18 protein-coding genes are annotated in these 21,507 nt (G+C 67.6%); 17 read left to right on the top strand and 1 reads right to left on the bottom strand.

What is annotated here, in order from left to right; genetic code table 11:
- Positions 1–11: 11 nt before the first annotated feature.
- The gene (locus KY661_RS11750; RefSeq protein ID WP_225410296.1) at positions 12–1,046 is read right to left on the bottom strand and encodes an AAA family ATPase; all 1,035 of its coding nucleotides are present in this window, start codon (positions 1,044–1,046) and stop codon (positions 12–14) included.
- Between the two features lie 274 nt (positions 1,047–1,320).
- Here KY661_RS11750 and KY661_RS11745 point away from each other — a divergent pair, with 274 nt between their 5' ends.
- From KY661_RS11745 to KY661_RS11665, 17 genes are all read left to right on the top strand, one after another.
- Positions 1,321–2,706 carry a chromosomal replication initiator protein DnaA gene (locus tag KY661_RS11745; protein ID WP_225410295.1) on the top strand — a complete coding sequence of 462 codons (1,386 nt, stop codon included), beginning with the start codon at positions 1,321–1,323 and terminating at the stop codon, positions 2,704–2,706.
- Positions 2,707–2,778: 72 nt separating this feature from the next.
- A complete protein-coding gene (locus tag KY661_RS11740) occupies positions 2,779–3,708 on the top strand; it encodes a DUF1684 domain-containing protein (protein WP_225410438.1) in 930 nt (309 codons plus the stop codon).
- A gap of 119 nt (positions 3,709–3,827) precedes the next feature.
- Positions 3,828–7,022: a TIGR02266 family protein gene (locus KY661_RS11735; RefSeq protein WP_225410294.1), complete on the top strand. Its 3,195-nt coding sequence runs from the start codon at positions 3,828–3,830 to the stop codon at positions 7,020–7,022.
- A 45-nt stretch (positions 7,023–7,067) separates the two neighbouring features.
- Positions 7,068–7,283, top strand: a complete 216-nt coding sequence (locus KY661_RS11730) for a hypothetical protein (RefSeq protein ID WP_225410293.1) — start codon at positions 7,068–7,070, stop codon at positions 7,281–7,283.
- Positions 7,284–7,404: 121 nt separating this feature from the next.
- Positions 7,405–7,596: a hypothetical protein gene (locus KY661_RS11725; protein WP_225410292.1), complete on the top strand. Its 192-nt coding sequence runs from the start codon at positions 7,405–7,407 to the stop codon at positions 7,594–7,596.
- 1,187 nt (positions 7,597–8,783) lie between these two features.
- On the top strand, positions 8,784–10,133 hold the full coding sequence (locus KY661_RS11720) for an AHH domain-containing protein (protein WP_225410291.1): 1,350 nt from the start codon (positions 8,784–8,786) through the stop codon (positions 10,131–10,133).
- Between the two features lie 21 nt (positions 10,134–10,154).
- Positions 10,155–10,718 carry an imm11 family protein gene (locus tag KY661_RS11715; RefSeq protein WP_225410290.1) on the top strand — a complete coding sequence of 188 codons (564 nt, stop codon included), beginning with the start codon at positions 10,155–10,157 and terminating at the stop codon, positions 10,716–10,718.
- 187 nt (positions 10,719–10,905) lie between these two features.
- Entirely contained in the window at positions 10,906–11,454 is a 549-nt protein-coding gene (locus KY661_RS11710) for a hypothetical protein (protein WP_225410289.1), read from the top strand.
- Positions 11,455–11,457: 3 nt separating this feature from the next.
- On the top strand, positions 11,458–11,919 hold the full coding sequence (locus KY661_RS11705) for an SMI1/KNR4 family protein (protein ID WP_075006361.1): 462 nt from the start codon (positions 11,458–11,460) through the stop codon (positions 11,917–11,919).
- A gap of 178 nt (positions 11,920–12,097) precedes the next feature.
- Positions 12,098–13,456 carry an AHH domain-containing protein gene (locus KY661_RS11700; RefSeq protein ID WP_225410288.1) on the top strand — a complete coding sequence of 453 codons (1,359 nt, stop codon included), beginning with the start codon at positions 12,098–12,100 and terminating at the stop codon, positions 13,454–13,456.
- 11 nt (positions 13,457–13,467) lie between these two features.
- Positions 13,468–14,031, top strand: a complete 564-nt coding sequence (locus tag KY661_RS11695) for an imm11 family protein (protein WP_225410287.1) — start codon at positions 13,468–13,470, stop codon at positions 14,029–14,031.
- Positions 14,031–14,654 (top strand): IS66 family transposase, encoded by a 624-nt coding sequence (locus KY661_RS11690; RefSeq protein ID WP_225410286.1) that lies wholly within the window; start codon positions 14,031–14,033, stop codon positions 14,652–14,654. Before KY661_RS11695 ends, KY661_RS11690 begins: the two co-directional genes overlap by 1 nt.
- Positions 14,655–14,932: 278 nt before the next feature.
- Entirely contained in the window at positions 14,933–15,838 is a 906-nt protein-coding gene (locus tag KY661_RS11685) for a DUF2381 family protein (RefSeq protein WP_225410285.1), read from the top strand.
- Positions 15,839–15,860: 22 nt separating this feature from the next.
- Positions 15,861–17,759 carry a serine/threonine protein kinase gene (locus tag KY661_RS11680; protein WP_225410284.1) on the top strand — a complete coding sequence of 633 codons (1,899 nt, stop codon included), beginning with the start codon at positions 15,861–15,863 and terminating at the stop codon, positions 17,757–17,759.
- Positions 17,760–17,997: 238 nt separating this feature from the next.
- Positions 17,998–19,170 (top strand): serine/threonine protein kinase, encoded by a 1,173-nt coding sequence (locus KY661_RS11675; RefSeq protein WP_225410283.1) that lies wholly within the window; start codon positions 17,998–18,000, stop codon positions 19,168–19,170.
- 224 nt (positions 19,171–19,394) lie between these two features.
- Positions 19,395–19,604 carry a helix-turn-helix transcriptional regulator gene (locus KY661_RS11670; RefSeq protein ID WP_263436920.1) on the top strand — a complete coding sequence of 70 codons (210 nt, stop codon included), beginning with the start codon at positions 19,395–19,397 and terminating at the stop codon, positions 19,602–19,604.
- 777 nt (positions 19,605–20,381) lie between these two features.
- The gene (locus KY661_RS11665; protein WP_225410281.1) at positions 20,382–21,425 is read left to right on the top strand and encodes a P63C domain-containing protein; all 1,044 of its coding nucleotides are present in this window, start codon (positions 20,382–20,384) and stop codon (positions 21,423–21,425) included.
- The last annotated feature ends 82 nt before the right edge of the window (positions 21,426–21,507 follow it).

The following is a 21,507-nucleotide window of genomic DNA, read 5'->3' as shown; positions in this document are numbered from 1 at the left end:
GCCCGCTCCCCTTAGCCCTTCACCGAGGCGACGAGCTGATCCACGAGCTTCACGGAGGTGATGCCCTCGCTCTCGGCGGTGAAGTTGGGCAGCACGCGGTGGCGCAGCACGGGCCGCGCCAGGGCGCGCACATCCTCCACCGTGGCCACGAACCGCCCCGAGAGGATGGCGCGCGCCTTGGCGGCCAGCACCAGGTACTGGCTGGCGCGGGGCCCCGCGCCCCAGGAGACGTTCTTCGCCACGAACTCGGGCACGCCCGGCTCCTTGGGCCGCGTGTTGCGCACCAGCTCCACCGCGTAGCGCACCACGTGGTCCGGCACGGGCACCCGGCGCACCAGCTCCTGCAGCGCGAGAATCTTCTCCGGGGAGAGGATCTTCTCCAGCTTGGGCTGGGAGGTGCCCGTGGTGCTCTTGACGATCTGCACCTCCTCCTCGGCGGTGGGGTAGCCCACGTCCACCAGGAACATGAACCGGTCGAGCTGCGCCTCGGGCAGCGGGTAGGTGCCCTCCTGCTCGATGGGGTTCTGCGTGGCGAACACGAGGAAGGGCAGCTCCAGCGGGTAGGTGCGCCCGCCGGCCGTCACCCGGTACTCCTGCATGGCCTGGAGCAGCGCCGCCTGCGTCTTGGGCGGGGTGCGGTTCACCTCGTCGGCCAGGATGATGTTGGCGAACAGCGGGCCCTGCACGAAGCGGAAGGAGCGCCGGCCCGTCGTCTTGTCCTCCTCCAGGATGTCCGTGCCGGTGATGTCCGAGGGCATCAGGTCCGGGGTGAACTGGATGCGGTTGAAGCTCAGGTTGAGCACGTCCGCCAGCGTGGAGATGAGCAGCGTCTTGGCCAGGCCCGGCACGCCCACGAACAGACAGTGGCCGCGGCTGAACAGGGCGATGAGCAGGTGCTCCACGACTTCGCTCTGTCCCACGACGCGCTTTTCAATCTGCTCGACGATCTGCGACCGCGCGCGCGCCAGCTCTTGAACGGCGTGCAGGTCTGCGTCGCTGGCGGGCGCGCCCGGGACGGGCACGGGGGAGGGAGAAGCGCTTTCCATAGGGGGATTCTCTTAGCCGGGGTGGCGGCCTGGGGACCACGGGTTTTCCGTCCCCGGCATCCAATGTGGACGTCCGTGGGCAACCGCCGGGTGGGGCCCCTATTCCTGGGGGGGACCCAGGCACCGGGCCAAGCTCGGGTGCCTACCCTCCAGGCAGCAGCCAGGCAGGAGTCCCGGGCAGGAATGCGTTCCTGGAGACACTGCTTATTTTCCCCTAACCCCTTTTTTCCGCTGTGGCTGGCCGGATGCTGGGAGAGGGGGCAATGGAGCGTACATGTGGCATGAGCGACGTCGGGGACTTCGGGGCCTGCTGCCGGTGGCCTTGGTGGTGTGGGGTGTGGGGTGTGGGGCAGGCGAGGGAGACCCGCTGAGCGCCGGGACCGAGGAGAAGCCCGCGACGTCCATGCCCGTTGCGCCGTCTTCCCCTGGGGAAGCGGTTCCACCCGTGGACATTCTCCCGCCCTCGAGGCCCCCGGCCGCGCCGGAGGTGCCGCCCGGGTTCCCCGCCGCGACGCCCCCCTGGGCGCAGCGCCAGGGCGGCCCGCAGGACGACATGGGCACGAGCGTGGCCGTGGACGCGGAGGGCCAGGTGCTCTGGGCCTGGGTGTCCACCCCTCGCGAGGACCAGGACCGCGAGCCGGTGGAGGGGCAGCGCCGCGCGCTCACCCTGGCCCGGAGCACCGCGGACGGCAAGACGGTGTGGAGCCGGGAGTTTCCCCGCAACCACGTGGCCGGGCTGCGCGTGGGCGCCGGGGCGGAAGGCACCTCCTACCTGAGCGGCAACGCGTACCTGTACGCGGTGGACTTCGGGCTGGGCGCGGCCGAGGACGGCTTCCTCGTGCACTTCTCCGGGAAGGGCCAGGCGCTGTGGCAGCGCCGCGTGGGCCAGAAGGTGCACGGGCTCGCCTCGGACGCGACGGGTGATGCGCTCGTCTCGGGCGAGGAGTGGACGGCCGAGGCCCACGTGCCGCTGCTCTCCCGCTACGCGGCGGACGGGGGCGTGCGCTGGACGCGCCAGTTCGCGAGCGCCGGCGAGGGCTCGGCGCCGGGCCCGGTGGCGCTCACGCCCTCGGGCAGCGCGGTGCTCACCGGCACCTTCTCCGGCGTGCTGGAGGTGGACGGGCACACGTTCGGGACGCCGGGGGCGCGCAGCCTGGTGGTGCTCCTGTTCAACCCGGGGGGCGGCTTCGTGTGGGGCCAGGCGCTGGCCGGCGTGGACGGCCACATCTCGGATGTGGCGGTGATGCGCGATGGCTCGGTGGTGGCGGCGGGCGAGGCGCTGGGCGCGATGAACTGGGGCGAGGCGAAGCTGCCCTCCGCGGGCCCCTTCGTCCTGGCGATGAGTGCCCAGGGGGCGCCGCGCTGGCTGCACCGGCCCGCGTGTGACGACACCTCCGCGCCGCCCTCGGTGGCGGTGGAGCCCTCCGGCACGGTGGTGGCCGCCTGCGGCAGCCGGCTCTCGCTCTACGGGGCGGACGGGGCGCCGCGGGGCGAGCGCACGCTGCAGCCGGAGAACTGCACGGAGGGGGCGTGCACCGTGACGAGCACGGCGGTGGCCCCCACGGGCAGCGGCCAGCTCCTGGTGACGGGCAGCCAGCGCCACGGGGTGGCCACGGACGCGTGGAACCAGGACGCGTTCCTGCGGCTCGTGGCGCCCTGAGCCCCGGGCCCTGGCGCGGGGACACACGGTGAGTGGACGGCGCCCGAGCCTGCCTGTCATGTTCGGGCCATGATGCGAAGGGATTCGCTGATTGCTCTCCTCTCGCTGGGGCTCACCGCCCCGGCGCTGGCCGCCCCTCCTGCCCCCGCCAAGACCATGTCCGAGAAGCCCGCGTCTGCTCCCTCCCACTTCGAGGCGGAGACGCGCGCCTGGCATGCCGGGCGCATCGCCCGCCTGTCCTCCGAGGACGGCTGGCTGAGCCTGGTGGGCCTGCACTGGCTGGAGGAGGGCGAGACGCGGCTGGGCTCGGCCCCGGACAACGCGCTCGTGCTCCCCGCCTCGGTCCCCGCGCGCCTGGGGACGCTGACGCGCAAGGCGGACACGGTGAGCCTCGCCCTTCCGCCGGGCGTCTCCGTCACGGTGGACGGAAAGCCTTTTCAAGGAGGCGTGCTGCGCACGGACGCCGAGGGCAGCCCGGACACGGTGGCCCTGGGCACCGTGCGCTTCTTCATCATCCGCCGGGGGGACCGGCTGGGCGTGCGCGTGAAGGACGCCGAGGCGCCCACGCGCAAGGGCTTCCACGGCATCCCCACCTATGCCCCCAGCGCGGCCTGGCGCCTGGAGGGCCGCTTCGAGCCCTCCACCACCGGAAAGAAGATCGCCGTGCCCAACGTGCTGGGCGAGGTGGAAGACATGGTCTCCCCGGGCACCGTCGTCTTCACCGTGGGCGGCCAGGAGTACCGGCTGTCCCCGGTGGAGGAGCCCGGCTCGAACCAGTTCTTCTTCATCTTCGGGGACCTGACCAACCGCGACGAGACGTACGGGGCCGGCCGCTTCCTGTACACGGACCTGCCGAAGGACGGGAAGGTGGTGTTGGACTTCAACCGCGCCTACAACCCGCCGTGCGCCTTCACCCCGTTCGCCACCTGCCCGCTGCCGCCCCCGCAGAACAAGCTCAAGGTGCGCGTGGAGGCCGGCGAGAAGCGCTCCGGCGGCCACTGAGCCCGGGCCCCCGGTGGGTGGGATGGGGGCGTACATCTGGCGAGCGTGAGGCCAGCCGAGCGAACGAGGCCCCACTAAGGGCTTGAGCCCAGAGCGTGAGACCGTAACAGTTCCGTCCCATGGAACAGGGGCGGCGCGCGACGGACCGGAAGGCCATAGGTCTGCTGGTGAAGCTCAAGCATGTGGATGTGGGGAGCTTCGCCGAGGAGTTCGCCACCAACTTGAGCCCTGGGGGCATGTTCATCCGGTCGCGGACCCCGCAGCCGGTGGGCACGCCCGTGAAGTTCGAGGTGCAGATCGCCGGTGGCGTGCGGGTGCTGCGGGGCACGGCCGTGGTGCGCTGGGTGCGTGAGACGGCCAATGCCGAGGGGCCCCCGGGCATGGGGCTCCAGTTCCATGAGCTGGATGCGGACACCCAGGCGCTGATCGACCGGATGCTCCTCATCAACAAGGCCGCGGCGGCGCGCAAGCCGCTGCCTCCGCCCGTGCCGCCTCCGGCCCCGCCCGTGCCCGCCATCACCCAGGAGGCGCTGGAGCGGGAGATGCGGGCCAAGGGGCTGCTGTCCTCCCGTCCCGCCGCGTCCGCCCCCATGGCGCTGCCGTCCATTGCCCCCGTGGTGGCGCCCGTGCCCCCCAAGGGGATTCAGCGCCCGCCGCCGCCCGTGCCCCAGATGGAGCTGCGCGAGGAGGAGAGCGCCGACCTGTCCGCGCTGCTCGATGACCTGGCGGACCTGGGCGTGGGAACGCCGTCCCTCTCCCCGCCGCCCATCGCCTCCATGTCGGCCCGGTCCGCGCCGCCGGTCCCCTCGACGCCCCAAGGGGACGTGGACATCTCCTTCTCGGACCTGCTTGGCGTCACGCCGAAGGCGGGCACCTCCGCGGTGAAGTTCCAGGTGCTCGACGAGCCCATGCCGGATGTGGACTTCGAGATGGAGTCGCTGAGCGGGGAGACGGAGCTGCCCGTGGCGGTGGGCCTGGCGCTCGACGAGCCCCCACCCCCGCCTGTCCCCGTTCAGCGGCCCGCGCCGCAGAGCGCGCCCATCATCCAGGGCCGTCCCCTGGCGCCGCCCCCACCGCCCGCGCCCGCAGCGCCGTCCCGGCCCCCGCCGCCCGCGGTGAAACCCGCGCCCGTCGTTCAGGCTGCGCCCGTTGTCCAAGCGCCTGTCGTCCAGGCCGCGCCCGTTGTCCAAGCGCCTGTCGTCCAGGCGGCGCCCGTTGTCCAGGCGCCCGTGGCTCCACCGCCCCCGCCGCCCGCGCCGGTGGCGCCGCCCGCGCCTTCGCCCACCTCGGACGCCGTGCTCCGCAAGCCCGGCGGGGGTGTGGAGTTCGATCTGGATCTGGGGGACGGAGACTCGCTGGAGCTGGGGCGTGATCAGCCCGGCGCCCCCCGGGGCGGCCGCGGTTCCGTGCCTCCCCGGAAGGTGCCCCAGCCTCCCCGGTCCCTCCTTCCCGAGCGGCCTCCGCCGGTGGCGCGGCCCTACGCGTCCCCACCGGATGCGCTGCCGCCGCCGGTGCCCTCGCCACCGGCGCCCAACCCGGCCCACCTGCCCTTCGCGGAGGCCGAGTCCCCTCAGGCGCTGCCCTCGCCCCAGCCTCGGCCCATGCCGGCGGATCCGGCCACCGGGGCTCTGCTGCCGCAGACGGTCTTCCTTCCTGCGCCCGCGCCGGTCGCGGGCGTGGGCCCCATCATCGGCGTGGACCTGGGCACCACCAACTCGTGCGTGGCCGTCATGGCCAACGGGCGGCCCACGGTGCTGCGCTCGAAGGAGGGCTACTTCACCATTCCCTCCGTCATCTCGCTCACCGCGCAGAACAAGCTGCTCGTGAGCCACCGCGCGAAGAACCAACTCGTCCTGCGCCCCACGCAGACCATCTATGGCGCCAAGCGGCTCGTGGGCCGTCCGTACGACAGCGCCGTGGTGAAGCAGGTGCGCGAGCGCTTCCACTACGAGATTGCCCCGGACGCGGCCGGGCGCGCGGCGGTGCGGCTGGGCGCGTACGTGCTCTCGCTGGAGGAGGTGCAGGGGCTCATCCTGCGCGAGTGCAAGGAGATCGCCGAGAGCCAGCTCAACCAGCGCGTGGAGCGCGCGGTGGTGACGGTGCCCGCGTACTACTCCGAGCCGCAGCGCGAGGCGGTGCGCAAGGCGGGCGCCCTGGCGGGGCTGAAGGTGGAGCGCATCCTCAACGAGCCCACGGCCGCGGCGCTCGCGTATGGGCTCAACCGGGAGCTCACGAAGAAGGTCCTCGTCTACGACTTGGGCGGCGGCACGTTCGACGCCACCATCCTGCGCATCGAGAAGAACGTCTTCGAGGTGATGGCCACCGGAGGCGACATCTTCCTGGGCGGCATCGACTTCGACAACCTGCTGGTGGACTTCCTGCTGGAGCGCTTCCAGCAGCTGGAGGGGCTGCCCTTCCAGGGCGATGGGGTGGCGCTGTCGCGCGTGAGCGAGGCGGCCGAGAAGGCGAAGATCGCCCTGTCGGAGCGCAACACCCACGAGGTCCACATCCCCATGTTGATGGTGGACGAGCTGGGGCGCCCGCGGGACCTGCGGTTCGTCATGACGCGCGCGGAGCTGGAGCGCATTGCCGAGGCGCTGGTGGCGCGCTCGCTGGACGTGGTGCGGGACGTGCTGCTGGATGCGCGCCTCAAGCCCAGCGACGTGGACGAAATCATCCTGGTGGGTGGGCAGAGCCGCATGCCGCTGGTGCGCGAGAAGCTCAAGGCGCTGTTCGGCAAGACGGCGCACGCGGGCGTCAACGCGGACGAGGCGGTGGCGCTGGGGGCCGCGATGTACTCGACGGCCATCGGCAAGGTGAGCAGCGTGGTGCTCATCGACGTGCTGCCGATGACGATTGGCCTGGCGATGCCGGGCGGCGCCTTCCAGCGCGTCATCGAGCGCAACCAGCCGTTGCCGGCGCAGCGCTCGTTCGCGGTGTCCACGGCGCGGGACAACGAAGAGGTGCTGGAGCTGTCCATCTTCCAGGGCGAGGACAACCACATCTCCGCCAACGAGTACCTGGGCACGGTGCGGCTGGAAGGGCTGCCCAAGGGGCCCAAGGGCTCGGTGCGGGTGGCGGTGACGCTGAAGCTGGATGCGGAGTGCGTGCTGTACGTGGAGGCGCGCGAGTACACGACGCGCCATTCCGTGCGGGCGACGCTGGCCACGCGCTACACGCCGGACGAGCTGGCCAAGCAGCTCAAGGTGGACGTGAACGCGGCGCGGGCGGCCGAGGAGCGCCGGGGGGCGGACCTGAAGGAGCGCGCGGGCCGCTTCTGGGGCTTCCTGAAGAAGGTGGTGGGGCGCGCGTAGCCCCGCCTGGTGCTGGAGTCCGCGCCCGCGAGGAGGGCGTTGTGGATGGTCTCGCTGCTCACGGCCCACGGCGGCGATGCCCTGGGTGGCTACGAGCATGCGTGGCCCCTCGACGAGCCCCTGCCGGATGGCATCGGCATCGCGCAGGGCCACGTCCGCGTAGCCAGTGCCCTCGTTCTCCACGTCGCGCACGGTGACGGGCGCGGACGCAGGGGCCGGTTGGGCGGCTGCAAGGGGGCCCAGAACGAGGCAGAGCAGTGACAGGAGTCTGGCGGCAGTGGCGCGCGTTTCCGCGTATCCTCGCGCGTGAGGCGGGTGGGCGCCTATCGCGAGGATGGCGCGGTCCGACGGGAGAACAAGCATGCGGTGGTGCCACTCAGGGATGAAGCTGCTCACCGTACTGATGATGACGGGATGCCCATCTGAGTTTGGCAAGCATGGCCGTGTTGCCAACGCGGTTCATCAAGACACCTTGGAACTCGTCCGGAAATACTGCTCGCCTGCGGAGCTGAAGAAGTTCTGTGGAGGGAACAAGAAGAACTCTCAGGAGTGCCGCGACGAATGCGGCGAATGAACTGGCGAGGGGTTCTGGGAGGCCTCGCGGGACTTCTTCTGCCGCTGCCGCTCATTTTTCTGCTGAGCGCTCTGCTCCAACCCAAGCAGCCTGAGATGCATCACGAGGGCAAGAGGGTCAGTCCTGTCCTCGATACCGAGGAGCGCACCCGGCGGGAGACCTACCGCCGGGAGTGTGGGACGAGCCAGGAGTGTGAACCGCCCTTGGGCTGCGTGTTCGACGCGCGGATCTCCGCCTGGTATTGCACGGACAGCCAGTGCTCCACGGATGCCGAGTGTCTGGAAGACCAGAGGTGTCAGCGCATCGCCACGGAAGGCGATGGGCCCCTGGTCCGGTTCTGCGCTCCCGTGGGAAGGCGCAAGGAAGGTGAGCGTTGCTATGAGCTTCCGGGAACCAAGGACGCGGCGTGCGCGGCCGGGCTCGTCTGTGCAGGCCCAGGAGGCTGGTGCGCGCGTCCCTGCCGCCCAGACGTCTCCGGCACGTGTCCCAAGGGCTTCTTGTGCACCGGCACGGCGCTTGAGCCTGTCTGCCTTCCCACATGTGAGGAGACAGGCTGCCCCACTGGACAGCAGTGCGTCCGTCACGAAGAAGGAGGGAGCGCATGCGCGGAGGTATACGGCACCCCTTGCCAGCAGACGCCTTGCCCTGAAACACAAGAGTGCGATGTGGACCAAGTCCCAGAGCAGCCCGGCAAGGTGTGGATGGCTTGCCGTGAGCGGTGCGGTGAAGGACTTCCCGCCTGCTCTCAGGGGAAGGCCTGTGATGGCTGGCGATGCAAGCCTGCGTGTACCCCTCAGGAAGCTACAGGATGCGGTGAAGGGTACCGTTGCGAGAAGCGCAGGCCGGGCAGGCCTTACGCCTGTCAGCCGGATTGGTAAGTGCGCTCATTATGCGGGGTACGCGCGCGTGCGTGCCAGGGTAAGCCTCCGCTCCAGCCCATGTCGCGAAGGAGGCCGAGAGGAGCCAGAGTGAGCGGACGATGACGACGAGCGCAGAGACGACAAGCAGCGGCGCGGCCCTACGTGGGGAGGGGGGCGAGGACGCGGCGAGTTTCAACGCGCCAGCATCGGGGGAGAGCATCCCGCGCAGGGTGTGTGGGGACGAGAAACAGGCATCACCCGGCGGCTTCTCCTCTTCCCGGTGGCAGCCCTCTAACCTGCTCCCCTCCTCACATGAAGGGGTGACACATGATTCTGCGGATGCTGTGGAGGCTCAACGCGGTGATCCTTGCGTTCCTCGTGGCGTGCAGCGGCGTCCCGAGGATCCCCGTCGTGGAGGACAACGGCCAGGGCAAGGCCATCGTCCACATTCCCCGCGCGGCGGACCTGCACCCCGTCGTGTTGGAAGAAGAGGAGTTCCAGCAGGCCATGAGGCAACTGGCGCGAGAGGTGCGGTTGACAGGCACGCCGCGCCAGACAGCCGAGAGGACGTTTCAGATCGATCCCCAGAGCGGTCACTACCTCTACCTGCCGAGGGATAGGAAGCTGGTGCCACTGGGGCCGGGCGAGACCTGGGACGGCACGTTGACGAAAGTCGACCTGGAGACGGCGGAGCGTTACCGGGTCTGGTGCCAGCGTGTGCACAACTTCTATGGGGACTGTCTCGGGGGCGCGCTGGTAGGTGGGCGCTACCTGGACATGCACGGCCGCTATGTCTGGGCGCTGGCCCTGAGCAAAAGCCCGGTGCTGGACGAGATGCAGAAGGCGCTGGGCGAGATGGTGGAATTCCGGGCGCTGATGAGCGCGGCCCTCTTCACGTTCGGCTACATGCTGTTGATCATGGCGCTCAATCCCGTGGCTCCGGCGCTGGTGGCGGTGGTGGGACTCGGGATGATCCTGTACGTGGGCTACGACACGATCCGCAACCTCGTGACGGGATGGCTCGAACTGATGGATGCGGTGAAGGTTGCCACCACGTTTGAGCAGATCCGCGATGCGGGCGAGCGCTTCGGAAAGAGCATCGGGCGCGAGTCGGCGCGCGCGTTCGCCATGCTGCTCATGGCGGCAATTGGACGGACGGCGCATGAATTCGCGGCGAGGGTGCCGACGCTGCCGGGCTCGTCGCAGGCAGCCATGCAGGCCGAGGGGCAGGCTGGAATCTGGGTGCCCGCGCTGGGAGAGGTGGAGGAGATCGCGCTGACGGCCGAGGGCGTGAGCGTCACGATGCCCGCGAACGCGGTGGCGATGGCGGCGCGGGGCAGTGGAGGCAAGGCCCCCTGTGTCGAGACGCACCACATCGCCACCATCTGCAACGACAAGTCCACCGCGCGCGGCGGTGCGTGGACGCCGCGCTTCCGCCGCGTCTTCGCCAAGGCGGGAATGTCGCTGGATGACCCGGCGAACAAGATGCCGCTGCCGGGGCATTACGGACCGCATCCAGAGCGGTATCACGAGATCGTCTACAAGGCGCTGAACGATGCCACGAAGACCTGTCGCAGCGTCGTCCAGTGCCGTGCGGCGCTGACCGGCCAACTCCGAAGACTGGCCAATCAGATCGCGACTCCAGGAACAGAGTTGAACCAACTCGTCACGCGGTAGCAACCGCGCTAAGTGGAGTCCATGTCCAAGCGCTTTTTCGAGCTAGCCGACAATGTGAATGTCCCTCACCGCTGGGACCTCGACACGCCGGCAGATCATCAGGGCCTCAAAGTGGATGATGGGCAGTTCACCTTTGGGGTCCCCGTCCTCCTCAAAGAGCGATTGAGAATCCCCGTTGAGATCGAGGGCAAGCCGCTGGACTTCACAGAGGCGGGCATCATGATCCCGGTGGTTCATGTCCGGGTCGCGTCCATGTTCGCGGAGTTGGCCCCTGACGATGTGCAACTGATCCCCGTGGACGTGGAGGGGCAACCGGATCAGTACCTCATCCTAGTGGCCACACGCCTCATCGACTGCATCGACGAGAAGGCTTCCCGGTTCGATCGTTGGACGCCAGAGGAGGGAGTGATTCACACGATCCGGCGGTATTCCATCATGTACGAATTGCGCATTGACAAGGTGAAGGTGGGAAGCGCCAAGGTGTTCCGCTGCGAAGGGTGGACGGGCCCGTTGATCGTCTCCGAGGAGATCAGGGACGCTTTGGAGCGCATGGGCGCCACAGGCACGAGGTTCGAGGAGGTCTAGCCCGGATCGGTCACAGCGGGCACAGAGATAGGGCTGGTGTCGCAGCGGAGCCTGCTGGTGACCTCGCGCTTTGCCCCGAGGCGGTTCTGTTTTCTGCAACAGTCCCTCCGAGTATTGTCCGCTCGTCGTCGCGCTGATCGCGTCGGCCCTCGCCGCGTGCGGCTCGGCCACGGTCGGCGCAGTCGGCATGCCCCCAGCCACTGCGAAGTGGGTCGGGCCGACGGTGCCGAGCCCCAACGGCGGCCGGGTAACCACGACCATCTACTACGGCCCGTGGCAGTGCAACGCCAAGCAGATGGGGCGATGCCAGCGCCAGTGCACCTCCGAAGGCCGCATGCTCATGGGCTGCATCTGGCTCGCGGACATCAAGGGCGATTGGGTCGGGCGCTTCATGTTCCTCCCGGCGGAGGGTGGCACCCGCTACCCGCTCACTCACTGCTGCTGCGACTACGCGACCGTCGCCCCCCGGCGGGGTAGAGGCATCTGGGACAACGCGAGGGACGCGTTCCGGACCCACTGGATTGAGGAGTTCGGCGCATGGCCCAGCACGGCCGGCCGCAACTGGCCGGGCCACCACATTCGCGACCTCGGCCACGGAGGGCACCCCACCGACCCGAGCAACATTCTGCCCGTGCCTGACCCTGTCCACACGCTCTTCAACAACGCCTATCCGCTGTGCTACGCGCGCGGCAGTCGGTGGTCCACCCCCGGGCCCAACCTCCCCTACAGTGACTAGCCCATGACGCCGACCCTGGAACAGCTCCTGGCCACCGTGGTGCGCGAGCACTACCCGCACCCTCCCGCGACCGAGGCGGAGATTGCCGCGTTCGAATCGCGCGCGGGCTGGCAACTCGGGGCCGAGCTGCGCGCCTTCTACTTGCGGTGCAATGGCGCGGAGCTGTTCGAACCGCTGCCCAACGCGCGCTACAGCCTCCTCTCCCTTGGAGAGCTACAGCGCGCCCGCGTTCGCATGCGCGGCATCGACGATGACTCTATGGGCCCCGCGTCCTGGTGGACGCTGGTTGACTGCCAGGACTCGGATTTCATCCTGGTGGACGTGGCCCCGCCGCCCCCCTATCCCCTGGTGGATGCGTACCACGGCACATACCCGGCCGTGACGCCCGTGGCCGCGTCGCTCCGCGAGTTTCTGGCGCGCGCCCTCACGAGTAACAACCGCCTCTACTGGCTCCACGACAATTAGCATGGAGCCTGGAGCTCTCACCCTGCGCGAGCGGGGCAACACACTCGGGCCGGAAACGGAGGGATCCGCCTGCCCGCGGGGCCAGTGGGTCACTCATGCGAGCACCACCCGGCATATCCTCCTCTGCCGTGTGGCGGCCCCCTAACCTGTTCCCCTTCTCACAGAAAAGGGGTGCCCCATGCTCTGGCGGATCCTCTGGAAGGCCGAAGCGCTGTTGCTGGCTGTGCTTGTTGGGTGCAGCGCGGCTCAGCCAGCAATCCGGGTGAACACGGAAGCAGGGGGAGAAACCCTGATCTACATCCCCCGTGCTGCCACGGTGGAGCCGGTGCAGGTGGCGCGAGAGCAAGTGACGGAGGCGATCCGGAAGCTGGCGCGCGAGGTGCGCCTGTCAGGCTCACCCCGGCAGACCGTGGAGCGCCTGTTTCAACTCGACGCGCTTTATGGGGATTACCTCCTCCTCCTCAGAGAGCGAAAGATCGTCCCTCTGGAGTCGTCCGGGATGCCCCTGGAAGGAGCGTTGACGGAGGAGGAACAGAACCTCGTTAGCCGATACAAGGCGTGGTGTCGGAGTGCCCATGGTTTCGAGGGCGATTGCTTGGGCGCGCTCGTGGGCGGCAAGTACCTGGACATGCAAGGCCGGTACATGCTCGCCATGGCCCTGAGCAAAAGTCCGGTCTTGGAGGAGTTCAAGAAGGCGCTAGGCGAGATGGTGAGCATGCGGGCCGTGCTCCAAGCCGCGATTGGAACAGTCGTCACGCTTCTTGTCCTGCTCGCGTTGCCCGAGCCGATCACCAAGCTTGTCGCCGCGTGGGCGACTACGGCGCTCGTGCTCTGGGTAGGCGCCAGCACGCTCTATAACCTCGTGACGGGTTGGTTCCAGTTGATGGAAGAGGTGAAGACCGCAGCCACCTTCGAGGAGATCCGCGAAGCGGGCGAGAAGTTCGGCAAGCTGTTCTCGCGTGAAGCGGCGCAAGCGTTCGCCCTGATCGCCATGGCGCTCCTGACGCACACGGCGAAGGGGTTCGCGGAGCAAGTGGAGACGCTCCCCGGATCCGCTCAAGTGTCGATGCAGGCCGCGGGCCGCGAAGGGATCTTGTTGTCGGAAGTGGGCGCGGTGGAGTCCGTGGCTGTGACGGCCGAGGGCTTCTCCGTCGTTCTGGCACCGGGCGCGGTGGCGATGGCGGCGCGCGGCGCGCGTGCTGGCCGCACGGAGAAGCACCACATGGCGACCATCGCGAACAAGAAATCCACCTTGCGGGGTGGCCCGTGGACCCAGCGGTTCGAGGAACTCTTCGCCAGGGCGGGGATGCGGCTGAAGGACCCTGAAAACATCGTGCCCATCCAGGGGCACAAGGGGCCGCACCCGCAGCGATACCATGACCTTGTCTACACGCGCTTGCGGGAGGCGCTGGGAGACTGTGGCCGCATCGGCGAATGCCGGGCGCGGTTGACAGACGCGCTCAAGAAACTGGCCAATGAAACCGCCACACCCGGAACGGAGTTGAACCGGCTCGTCACCCTGGGAAAAGGACGCTAGAACTTCCCCCTATGTCCCAGCGCTTCTTCAGGCTAGCCGACGATGTCTATGTGCCCCGCCGCTGGCACCTGGGTACCCCCACCGACAGCCAGGGCCGCAAGGTGCACGACTGGGACTTCACGCGGGGAGCGCCCGTGCAGGTGGAGGGACGGTTGAAGATCCCCATCAAGACTGCGGGAAGGCCGTTGGATTTCTCCGAGGCGGGATTGGGCGTCCCCGTCGTCCACCTCAAGGCGGCTTCCATGCTGGCGGAGCGTGCCCCCGGCGACGTGCAGATCATCCCGGCGGACATTGAGGACCAACCGGATCAGTACCTCGTCGTCGTGGCAACGCGCCTCATCCGCTGCATCGACGAGAAAGCCTCCAAGGTGCAGTTCTGGACCGCAGAAGACGGAGTGCCCGACAAAGTGGGTAAGTACTGGGCCGTAGATGACATGCGCATCGACAAGCGGAAGGTGGGGAGCGCCAAGGTCTTCCGCCCCGAGGGGTGGTCGACCACCCTGATCATCTCCGGGGAGATCAAGGACGCATTAGAGCGCATGGGCGCCACGGGCACGAGATTCGAGGAGGTCTAGTGGATGGGTGCGCCGCCTACCAGACCGCGACGAAGTCGGGAGTCGACGGCCCCGCCCCCGCCACGCTGGCTTTCTGCTGGGCCCACGTGCGCCGCAAATTCTTCGAGGCGCAGAAGTTTGCTCCTGCCTGTCAACAAGTGCTGGCACTCATCGGCCAGCTGTATGACATTGAGAAGCACTTGCCGGACTGGTCCGCTCTCAGCGGGGAGGCCCGTCAGGCCGCGCTCGCGCACCGACTCGCCGTGCGTCAGCAGCACTCAGCTCCCGTGGTGCAGCGCATCCAACAGTGGGCCTTGTCGCAGCGGGCCATGCCTGGCAGCGCCTTCCGCAAGGCCCTGGAGTACATGCTGCACCTGTGGAGCGGGCTGACTGTCTTTTTGAGCCACCCCGTAGTGCCTCTGGACAATAACCACGTCGAGCGCCAGTTGCGGGACATGGTGCTGGGCAGGAAGAACCACTACGGCAGCAAGTCTCAGCGGGGCACCGAGGTGGCGGCGCTCTTCTACTCCCTCATCGAGACGGCTCGCCTTCGTGGGGAAGAGCAGGGGCGCTATCTGCGACGCGCGGCACTGGCTGCCATCGAGTCTCCTGGCACCATCACGATTCCTACCCGCCAAGACTGACAACTCCTGCCTCAGGCACCCGGCTCAGGCCTTCCTCTTCAGGGAGACGGGGCACGGCGAACTCATACGGTGAAGGTGCGCCCGGTGGAGTCTCCCGCGTTCAGGCTCACCTGCTGGGCGCGTGGAGCCCTCGCTCATGAGTCGTGGCGTGCGCGGTGGGGCCGTGAACGGCACGCGCAAAGGACGCCGACGTCTGGCGCATGGACAGCACCTGACTCCGACGCGGCGGGCCTTGCCTGTCTGCTACTCTGGGGGCCTACCCGGGAGGTTCCCCCGTCTTGTTCCGACCCTTCACCCCAAGTTTTGCGCTCGCCTCCCTGCTGGTGGGCCTTACAGCGACAGTACAGGCCGCGCCCGCAGGGCGCTCCGTCGTTCTCACGGGCAAGTCGGGCGAGACCCCGGTGCTCTACGTCGCGCCTGGCACCGTCACGGTGATCCTGCTGGGCGCTCCGATCCTACGTGAGTCTGTCCAGGTGGAGGGCCGCGCCCGCTTCGCTGTATTCGAGGTGGGGGATGCAGGCGTGACGCTTTCGCCCGCCGTGGCGCTCGTGACGGGCGAACGGCTCGCGTTGCGAATCACCTACCGCGAGGGCTCACCCGCAAGCGTCGTGTTCCTGCTGACCGGGCAGCCGGACAGAGCGGATGGCTTGGTCAACGTGAGCCGCCCGCCGCAAACCGTCGAGGGGTGCCGCGTGGAACTGTCGGCCACGCGCGAGCGGTGCGAGGCGCAAGCCAAGGAGCTGGAGGCGTTGAAGGCACGGCCCACAGCCTTGAGCCCGGCAGTCGTGGCGCTCGCGGGCTTCGTGGCCGAGAAGGGCTTGAGGGGAGAAAATTTTGATAAAGCGTGCCTCGAGACGCTCGGGGGGGAGTTTCGCCCCGCTCGGTGCTGGGGCCTTGGGGGGGCAACGTGGAGCGTGGTTGTCCTCGAAGTGAGCAACACTGGGGAGGAGCCGTGGGCGCCTGCGTGGGCCGAAGTCACGCCCGCAGGAGGGGAGCCGCGCCGCGCTCGCGCGGTCCTCTCAGGGCAAGCAACCATCCCCCCGGGCGGTGTGGTGCGTGTGGCCGTGGAAGTGGAGATGCCCGCGCGAGAGGAGCCCGAAGAATGGCTGCGGGCGCAGCACGCGGTGCGGGTGTGCAACGGTGACGGGAGCCGCTGTCTGTCCGTTCCCGAGGTGACGCTGTAGCCACTGGCGAGAGGTGCGCGGCATGTTCGCGGATTTTGATCCCTTGGACTTGAAGCCCGGCCAGATGGTGAGCGACTGGCGCATTGTCCGACGCATCGGAAGGGGCGGGTATGCCGTCGTCTACGAGGTGGAGAGGGACGGCGAGCGCTTCGCGCTCAAGGTAGCCTGTCAGACAGAGCGCAGCATTGATCCAAAGCAGACGGACGCACGCGCGCGTCGCGAGGCGGCCTGTCTCCAGCAACTGAACCACCGCTACATCATCCGCATGCTGGGGCAAGGTCGGTGGCCGGACGCGCGCTCAGGCTTCCACTACATCGTTCTAGATTTCGTGGACGGCTACACGCTCGCCCGCTGGGTCGAGCGGACCCACCCGACGCCGAATGAAGTCGTCGTCCTGTTCCTCAAGCTGTTTGACGCCCTGGAGCACATGCACGCGAAAAAGGTGCTCCATCGGGATTTGAGCCTGAGAAACATCATGGTCACCCAGGACGGCGAGCCGGTGATCATCGACTTTGGAGCGGCGGACTACGCGACCGCTGAAGATTTGACCGACGGGCCGCTCCCCCCAGGAACGCCGCGCAACCGCAGCCCCGAGGCTCAAAGCTTCTGGGATGAAAACCGCCTCAAGCATGGGGCTCGTTACACGTTCAAGGAGACGGACGATATTTTCGCGCTCGGGGCCAACCTCTACGACGTGCTGACGGACCCGACACCGGAACGCAGCGAGCGGCGGCCCGTGCTCAATAGCATGTTGCTGGTGCCGCCCACCCCGTACCGGGCAACCCAGGGGCGCGTTCCAGGGGAGCTGAGCGCCTACGTGATGAAGCTGATCCATCGTGACCTGGAGGTGCGGCCAGCGACGGCGAAGGATGCGCGGCGCCTGCTGGCAGACTTGGAGCGCTACGAGGGCACCGAGTGGCGCGAGATCCCCATTCATCCGGCATCCTCGCAGCTACCGCCAGAGCGCCCGGAAGCGGAGCCCTTGCCAGTGGAAGCGCGACAACCCGAGGGCCCGCAGGAGCCGCTCCCTTCCCATCCGTCCCCGGTGCAGGCGGGGCCAGCGGATGCGGCGCCCGTGCCTTCTGCTGCAGCGTGGGGGCCTGTGAAGCACATCCCGCGCCGTGCGTGGCTGCGTCCGGTGTTCCTCGGGGCGTTGGCGCTCTCTGTCTTCGCGGCTGTCGTGGCCGCATCCCTGCTGCATACGCCAGCGCAACCGGAACCGCCCCCCGTGGCCAGGAGCGCACCAGTAGAGCAACCCCCAGCCTCAAGCACTCTGGCCGAAAAGCCGACAAGCCGCCCCGAACCGTTAGCCTCGCCTCTCCCTACCCAGAAGGAGGCGAGCCCTTCCGTGAAGCTGCCCGACAACTCCCCAACGCTCACCAACGGCGTACCCGACCCGCAGCAGGTCCAGAAGGCCAGCGGGCGGCGCGCGCTCATCAAAAAGTGCGCGGCGCTCGTGGCCTCCGTCGTATGGCTTGAGGCGGGCTGCACTGGCGTGCAGACGCGCCCGGATCCCGAGCCATGCCCCGAGGAAGCCGTTAAGGCGATGCGACAAGAGCTGGGGTGGGCAGTGGGCTACGGGCCTGGCATCCTGCTGGACGTGACCAAGGGGACCTATGAAGAGGCACGCGAGCAACCTCATGCCGTTTGGAAGGATGGGCCCGTGACGGGGGCGCTGACCCGGGCGGAAGGCAAGGCGCCCGCGGGGATGCGGGTAGATGGGCAGCTGTGGACGACGGGAGATCGCATCTATGGACGATACGTCCGTGCCCACCTTCCAGGCGGGCGCACCGTGCCGATCTGCCTCGAACTGGCGAACCCGGTCGAAGGATTGGGCTCGGCACTGGAAGAGGGCTCTAAGCCCGGCGCCCCTGTGGCCTCCAAGGTGTCCGGGACGGTGGCCGTTAAGCGGTGGAGGTGAGCCAGGCCCGGTGGAGCGCTTGCGCGCATTGAACAGGCAACGCGCGTCGGCCAGGTGAAGCTGGCCCGGTGGCTCCCTCCCGCATCGAGGTGGGCCTACTGGGGCGTTCCGCTGATGTTGTAGCCAGAGATCGCGCCGCGTCTCACCTTGGGCGTCGTTCCATGTCCCAGCACATGCCAGGTAGTGTTTCCCTCCGGTGCGCGGCGCCCTTTTGCTTGCCGCCAGGAGCCGATCCCACATGGCTACTTCTCGCCAACCCTGGAGCGTCCCGGGGGTGATTCTCTTCTCTCACGGCGATCTCTCGTATGAGGTGGATCTGTCGCGTCCGTTGGTCGAAGAGTTGGCGCAATCCAGGCTCGGGGAAAGGACCGTCCCAGCCTGGGAGCGCACCGAGAAGAAGCGCCTGCGGGAAGTCATCGTCCGCTCTCTGCCGCCCACGTCGTCAGACGATCCCGAAACGCTGGAGAGGATGCGAGCACGGCTCCGGGAAGAGGCGCACCTCGCCACGTACCTGCAACACCCGAGAATCGCCCGCACCCTCGGGCCCTACGAAGTCCAAGGCGTTCTCTACCTCGTGTCTGACCGTGTAGAGGGCACCTCGCTCAACACCCTGATCACCTACTCGCAGATGCGCGAGAGGCTCCTATCCCCGGCGTTCTGCCTCTACGTGGGCGCCGAGGTTGCGGGCGCCCTGCACTCCGCACACACCTGCAAGGACGAGAACGGCGCCCCGCTGGGCATCGTTCATCGGGACTTGAACCCCGCCCGCATCTTCCTGGAGCCAGAGGGAGGGGTGATCCTGACGGACTTCGCCCGCGCGCGCTCCCTGCTGCCGGGCCGAGTGGCATCGACGCTGCCGCGCCCTCATGGCGACGTGTTCTATTGCTCCCCCGAGGCGTTGCTCTGCGAGGAGACGGATCCGCGCTCGGATCTGTTCTCACTGGGGCTGGTGCTGCTGGAACTGGCCACTTGGCGACACCTCTACAGCACGGCCACCGTGCGGCCCGACGACTTGGAGGAGGCGCTCACGGAGAAGGTAAAGGGGAAGGTTCTGGACGCGGCGATGGCGGCCATGGAGGCAGACCTACCGGACCATGCCGAAGACTGCATCCTGCGGGCTGCCACGTTCACCCGGGAAGAAGTGGACGAGCTCACCCAGCCGATGGCGCACCCGCTGCGCGCCATCGTCCGCAGGTTGATCCAGCGGAACCCGGAAGATCGCTATCAGTCGGCGGCTGAAGTGGAGGCGGAACTTCGGGCGGGCCTTGCTGCGCTAGGCGCCCCCTACGGGCCCAAGGAGGCGCTAGACGAGGTGCTGCTCTCGCTGACGGGGGCCAGCATGAGCCGTAGCGTTCTCGGGCCCACGAGCGAGAGCCAGCTACCGCCCAACAGGGTGACGGAAGAGGCGTAGCCGTCCGCCGCTGGCCCTTGGGGCCTTCACCCGTCCGACAGGACAACGCCCGCAGGTTCCATATGCCAAGAGCCCCCGCGAAACCTCCCGCCGCTGCACGCTCCCGGCGCTCCACGGAGCGCAACCGCAAGCCCTCCCCACTGCCGCGACACATCGAGATCCGGCAGCGCCGATGACCCGTCACCCTGAGCGCGGCCTTGAAGCAGGCACGCAAGCGGGCAGGCATGACTCAAGCAGAAGCAGCCGAGGGCATCGGCATCACTCCCGAAGTGTACGGGCGCATGGAGCGGGGGGGCGTGCTGCCGAGCGTTCCAACGCTGTTGCGCATGTGCCTGATTCTCGGCAGCGGCCTCCATGAACTGATGGGGTTTGCCGAGGTGGAGCCGGGGCAGAGCGCCCCCGGGGTAAGCACGGTGCCCCCCCGGCCTGAGTGACACGCCCGAGAAGCGCCGCCTCTTGCGCCGCCTCGCTCGCCTAGACAGTCCGAAGATCAAGGCACTGGCGCGGTGGGTCACCTTCCTTCTGCCGGGGCACTGAACGCCAAGGGCTGCGGGGCCGCCATCCTGGCGGGCTTCTACCGAGCCAGCATGCGAGCCTGGACACGCGCTGGCTCTACAGATTCCAGGTTCTAAGACAGATAGGAGCTGTGCTGAGGGTGAGGGCTGGTGCAGAGGGGCCGAGGAGGGCCGAGGACGACCGCAGAGGGGGACATGTGGGCTGTGTGCAAGCCGGTGGAGAGGCCGCGCAGCCACTTTGGGGTCCACGCCTACCCCAGCCGCCTTCCCAGGAGGGGCGCGGCAGGTGCCTGGCTCTCGTGGCTGGCTGTGGCGGCTTGAGCTTCAACACCCCGCGCTCTGGGGCGGCCCTCGCGCAGGGGCCAGGTGCGCACTCGCCGTGGGCAACCCCAAGTGCTCCACAATCGCTCTCACCCCTCCTGCTCCCTTCACGTACGCCCACACCCTTAAGCCTGCCTCCACACTTCCAGCACGCCAACACATCCAGGGCGAACGTCCTTTTCAGCAGCCCGGCCCAGTCCAAACGGGGTGTGCGCTCCTTCCTCGGCTCCTCCACCGTCGCGGCAAAGGCGGGGCTCTCCTCCTCCTGCCCCGGTTCCGCCCCTGCTTGAGGGAGCGCTTCCCGTACTGGCGGAGCCGCTCACGCATCCGACAAAAGAAATTGACCATGCGTGAGCGTTCGAGCATTATCTCAGCATGGACAAGGATCCGAACGCCGTCGCCCTCGGCAAAAAGGGCGGGAAGAAGGGTGGACGTGCCCGCGCCGCGAAAATGACTTCCGAGGAGCGGGTACAGAGTGCGCGTGTGGCAGCAGAGGGTCGGTGGTCACTCCCCCTGGCGACACACTCTGGCGAGCTAGATCTCGCTGGATTCAAACTCCCTTGCTACGTGCTTGAGGATGGACGGCGCGTACTCAGCCAATCCGGCATGATGTCGTCTTTGGATATGAGCGCAGGCGGAGAAGGAAACACTGGACAGGGCAATGATCGTCTGGCTCGTTTCGTAATCGGCAAGCGACTTTCTCCGTTTATCTCCGAGGAACTGAGCTCCGCGATTCGCGAACCGTTGAAGTTTAGACTCCCGAAGGGGGGGCTCGTTGCTAACGGATACGAAGCGAAGGTGCTTGGTGATCTTTGCAAGGCAGTGCGTCGGGCTTGGTCTGATGGCGTGCTCCAACCCCAGCAACAGCACATCGCCCGACAATGCGTGATTCTTAATGACTCGTTTGCGCAGCTCGGCATTATTGCCCTCGTCGATGAGGCTACTGGTTATCAGTACGATCGCGCTCGCTATGCCCTCGCCGAAATTCTTGAAGCCTTCATCCAAAAAGAACTTGCTGCGTGGGTGAAGACCTTCTCGAACGATTTCTACAAGGAACTGTTTCGACTCCGAGGCAAGCCGTGGGAGGTGGAGTCATCGAAGAGGCCGCTTTACTTCGGTACTCTCACGAATGACATCGTTTACAGTCGGCTTGCCCCTGGTGTGCTTGAGGAACTCCAGAATAAAAACCCTCGACTCGAAAACGGTCGGCGTAAGCACCAGCACCACCAGTGGCTAACTCGCGACATCGGTCATGTGAAACTTCGCGAGCACCTTGCCACAGCCACAGCTTTGATGAAGATCTCGCCAACGTACGAGCAGTTTCTCTCGTACCTCGATCAAGCCTGCCCGAAGTATAACACAACGATCCCAATGTCGTTCATGGCGAAACTGCCATCACCGCGCACGTCGCGGCCCTAAAGAATCGCCAGCCTTTTTTCTTGGTTTTCGACAGGCACGAACTATCTCGCAAACCCCAATTCAAAAATGAGCGATAAGAATT

The sequence above is a fragment of the Allostigmatella hybrida genome (genome assembly GCF_020103775.1).
Classification (GTDB): Bacteria; Myxococcota; Myxococcia; order Myxococcales; family Myxococcaceae; genus Hyalangium; species Hyalangium aurantiaca.
The sequence above is the reverse complement of the archived record's forward strand: the minus strand, read 5'-3'. Positions and strand labels throughout refer to the sequence as shown.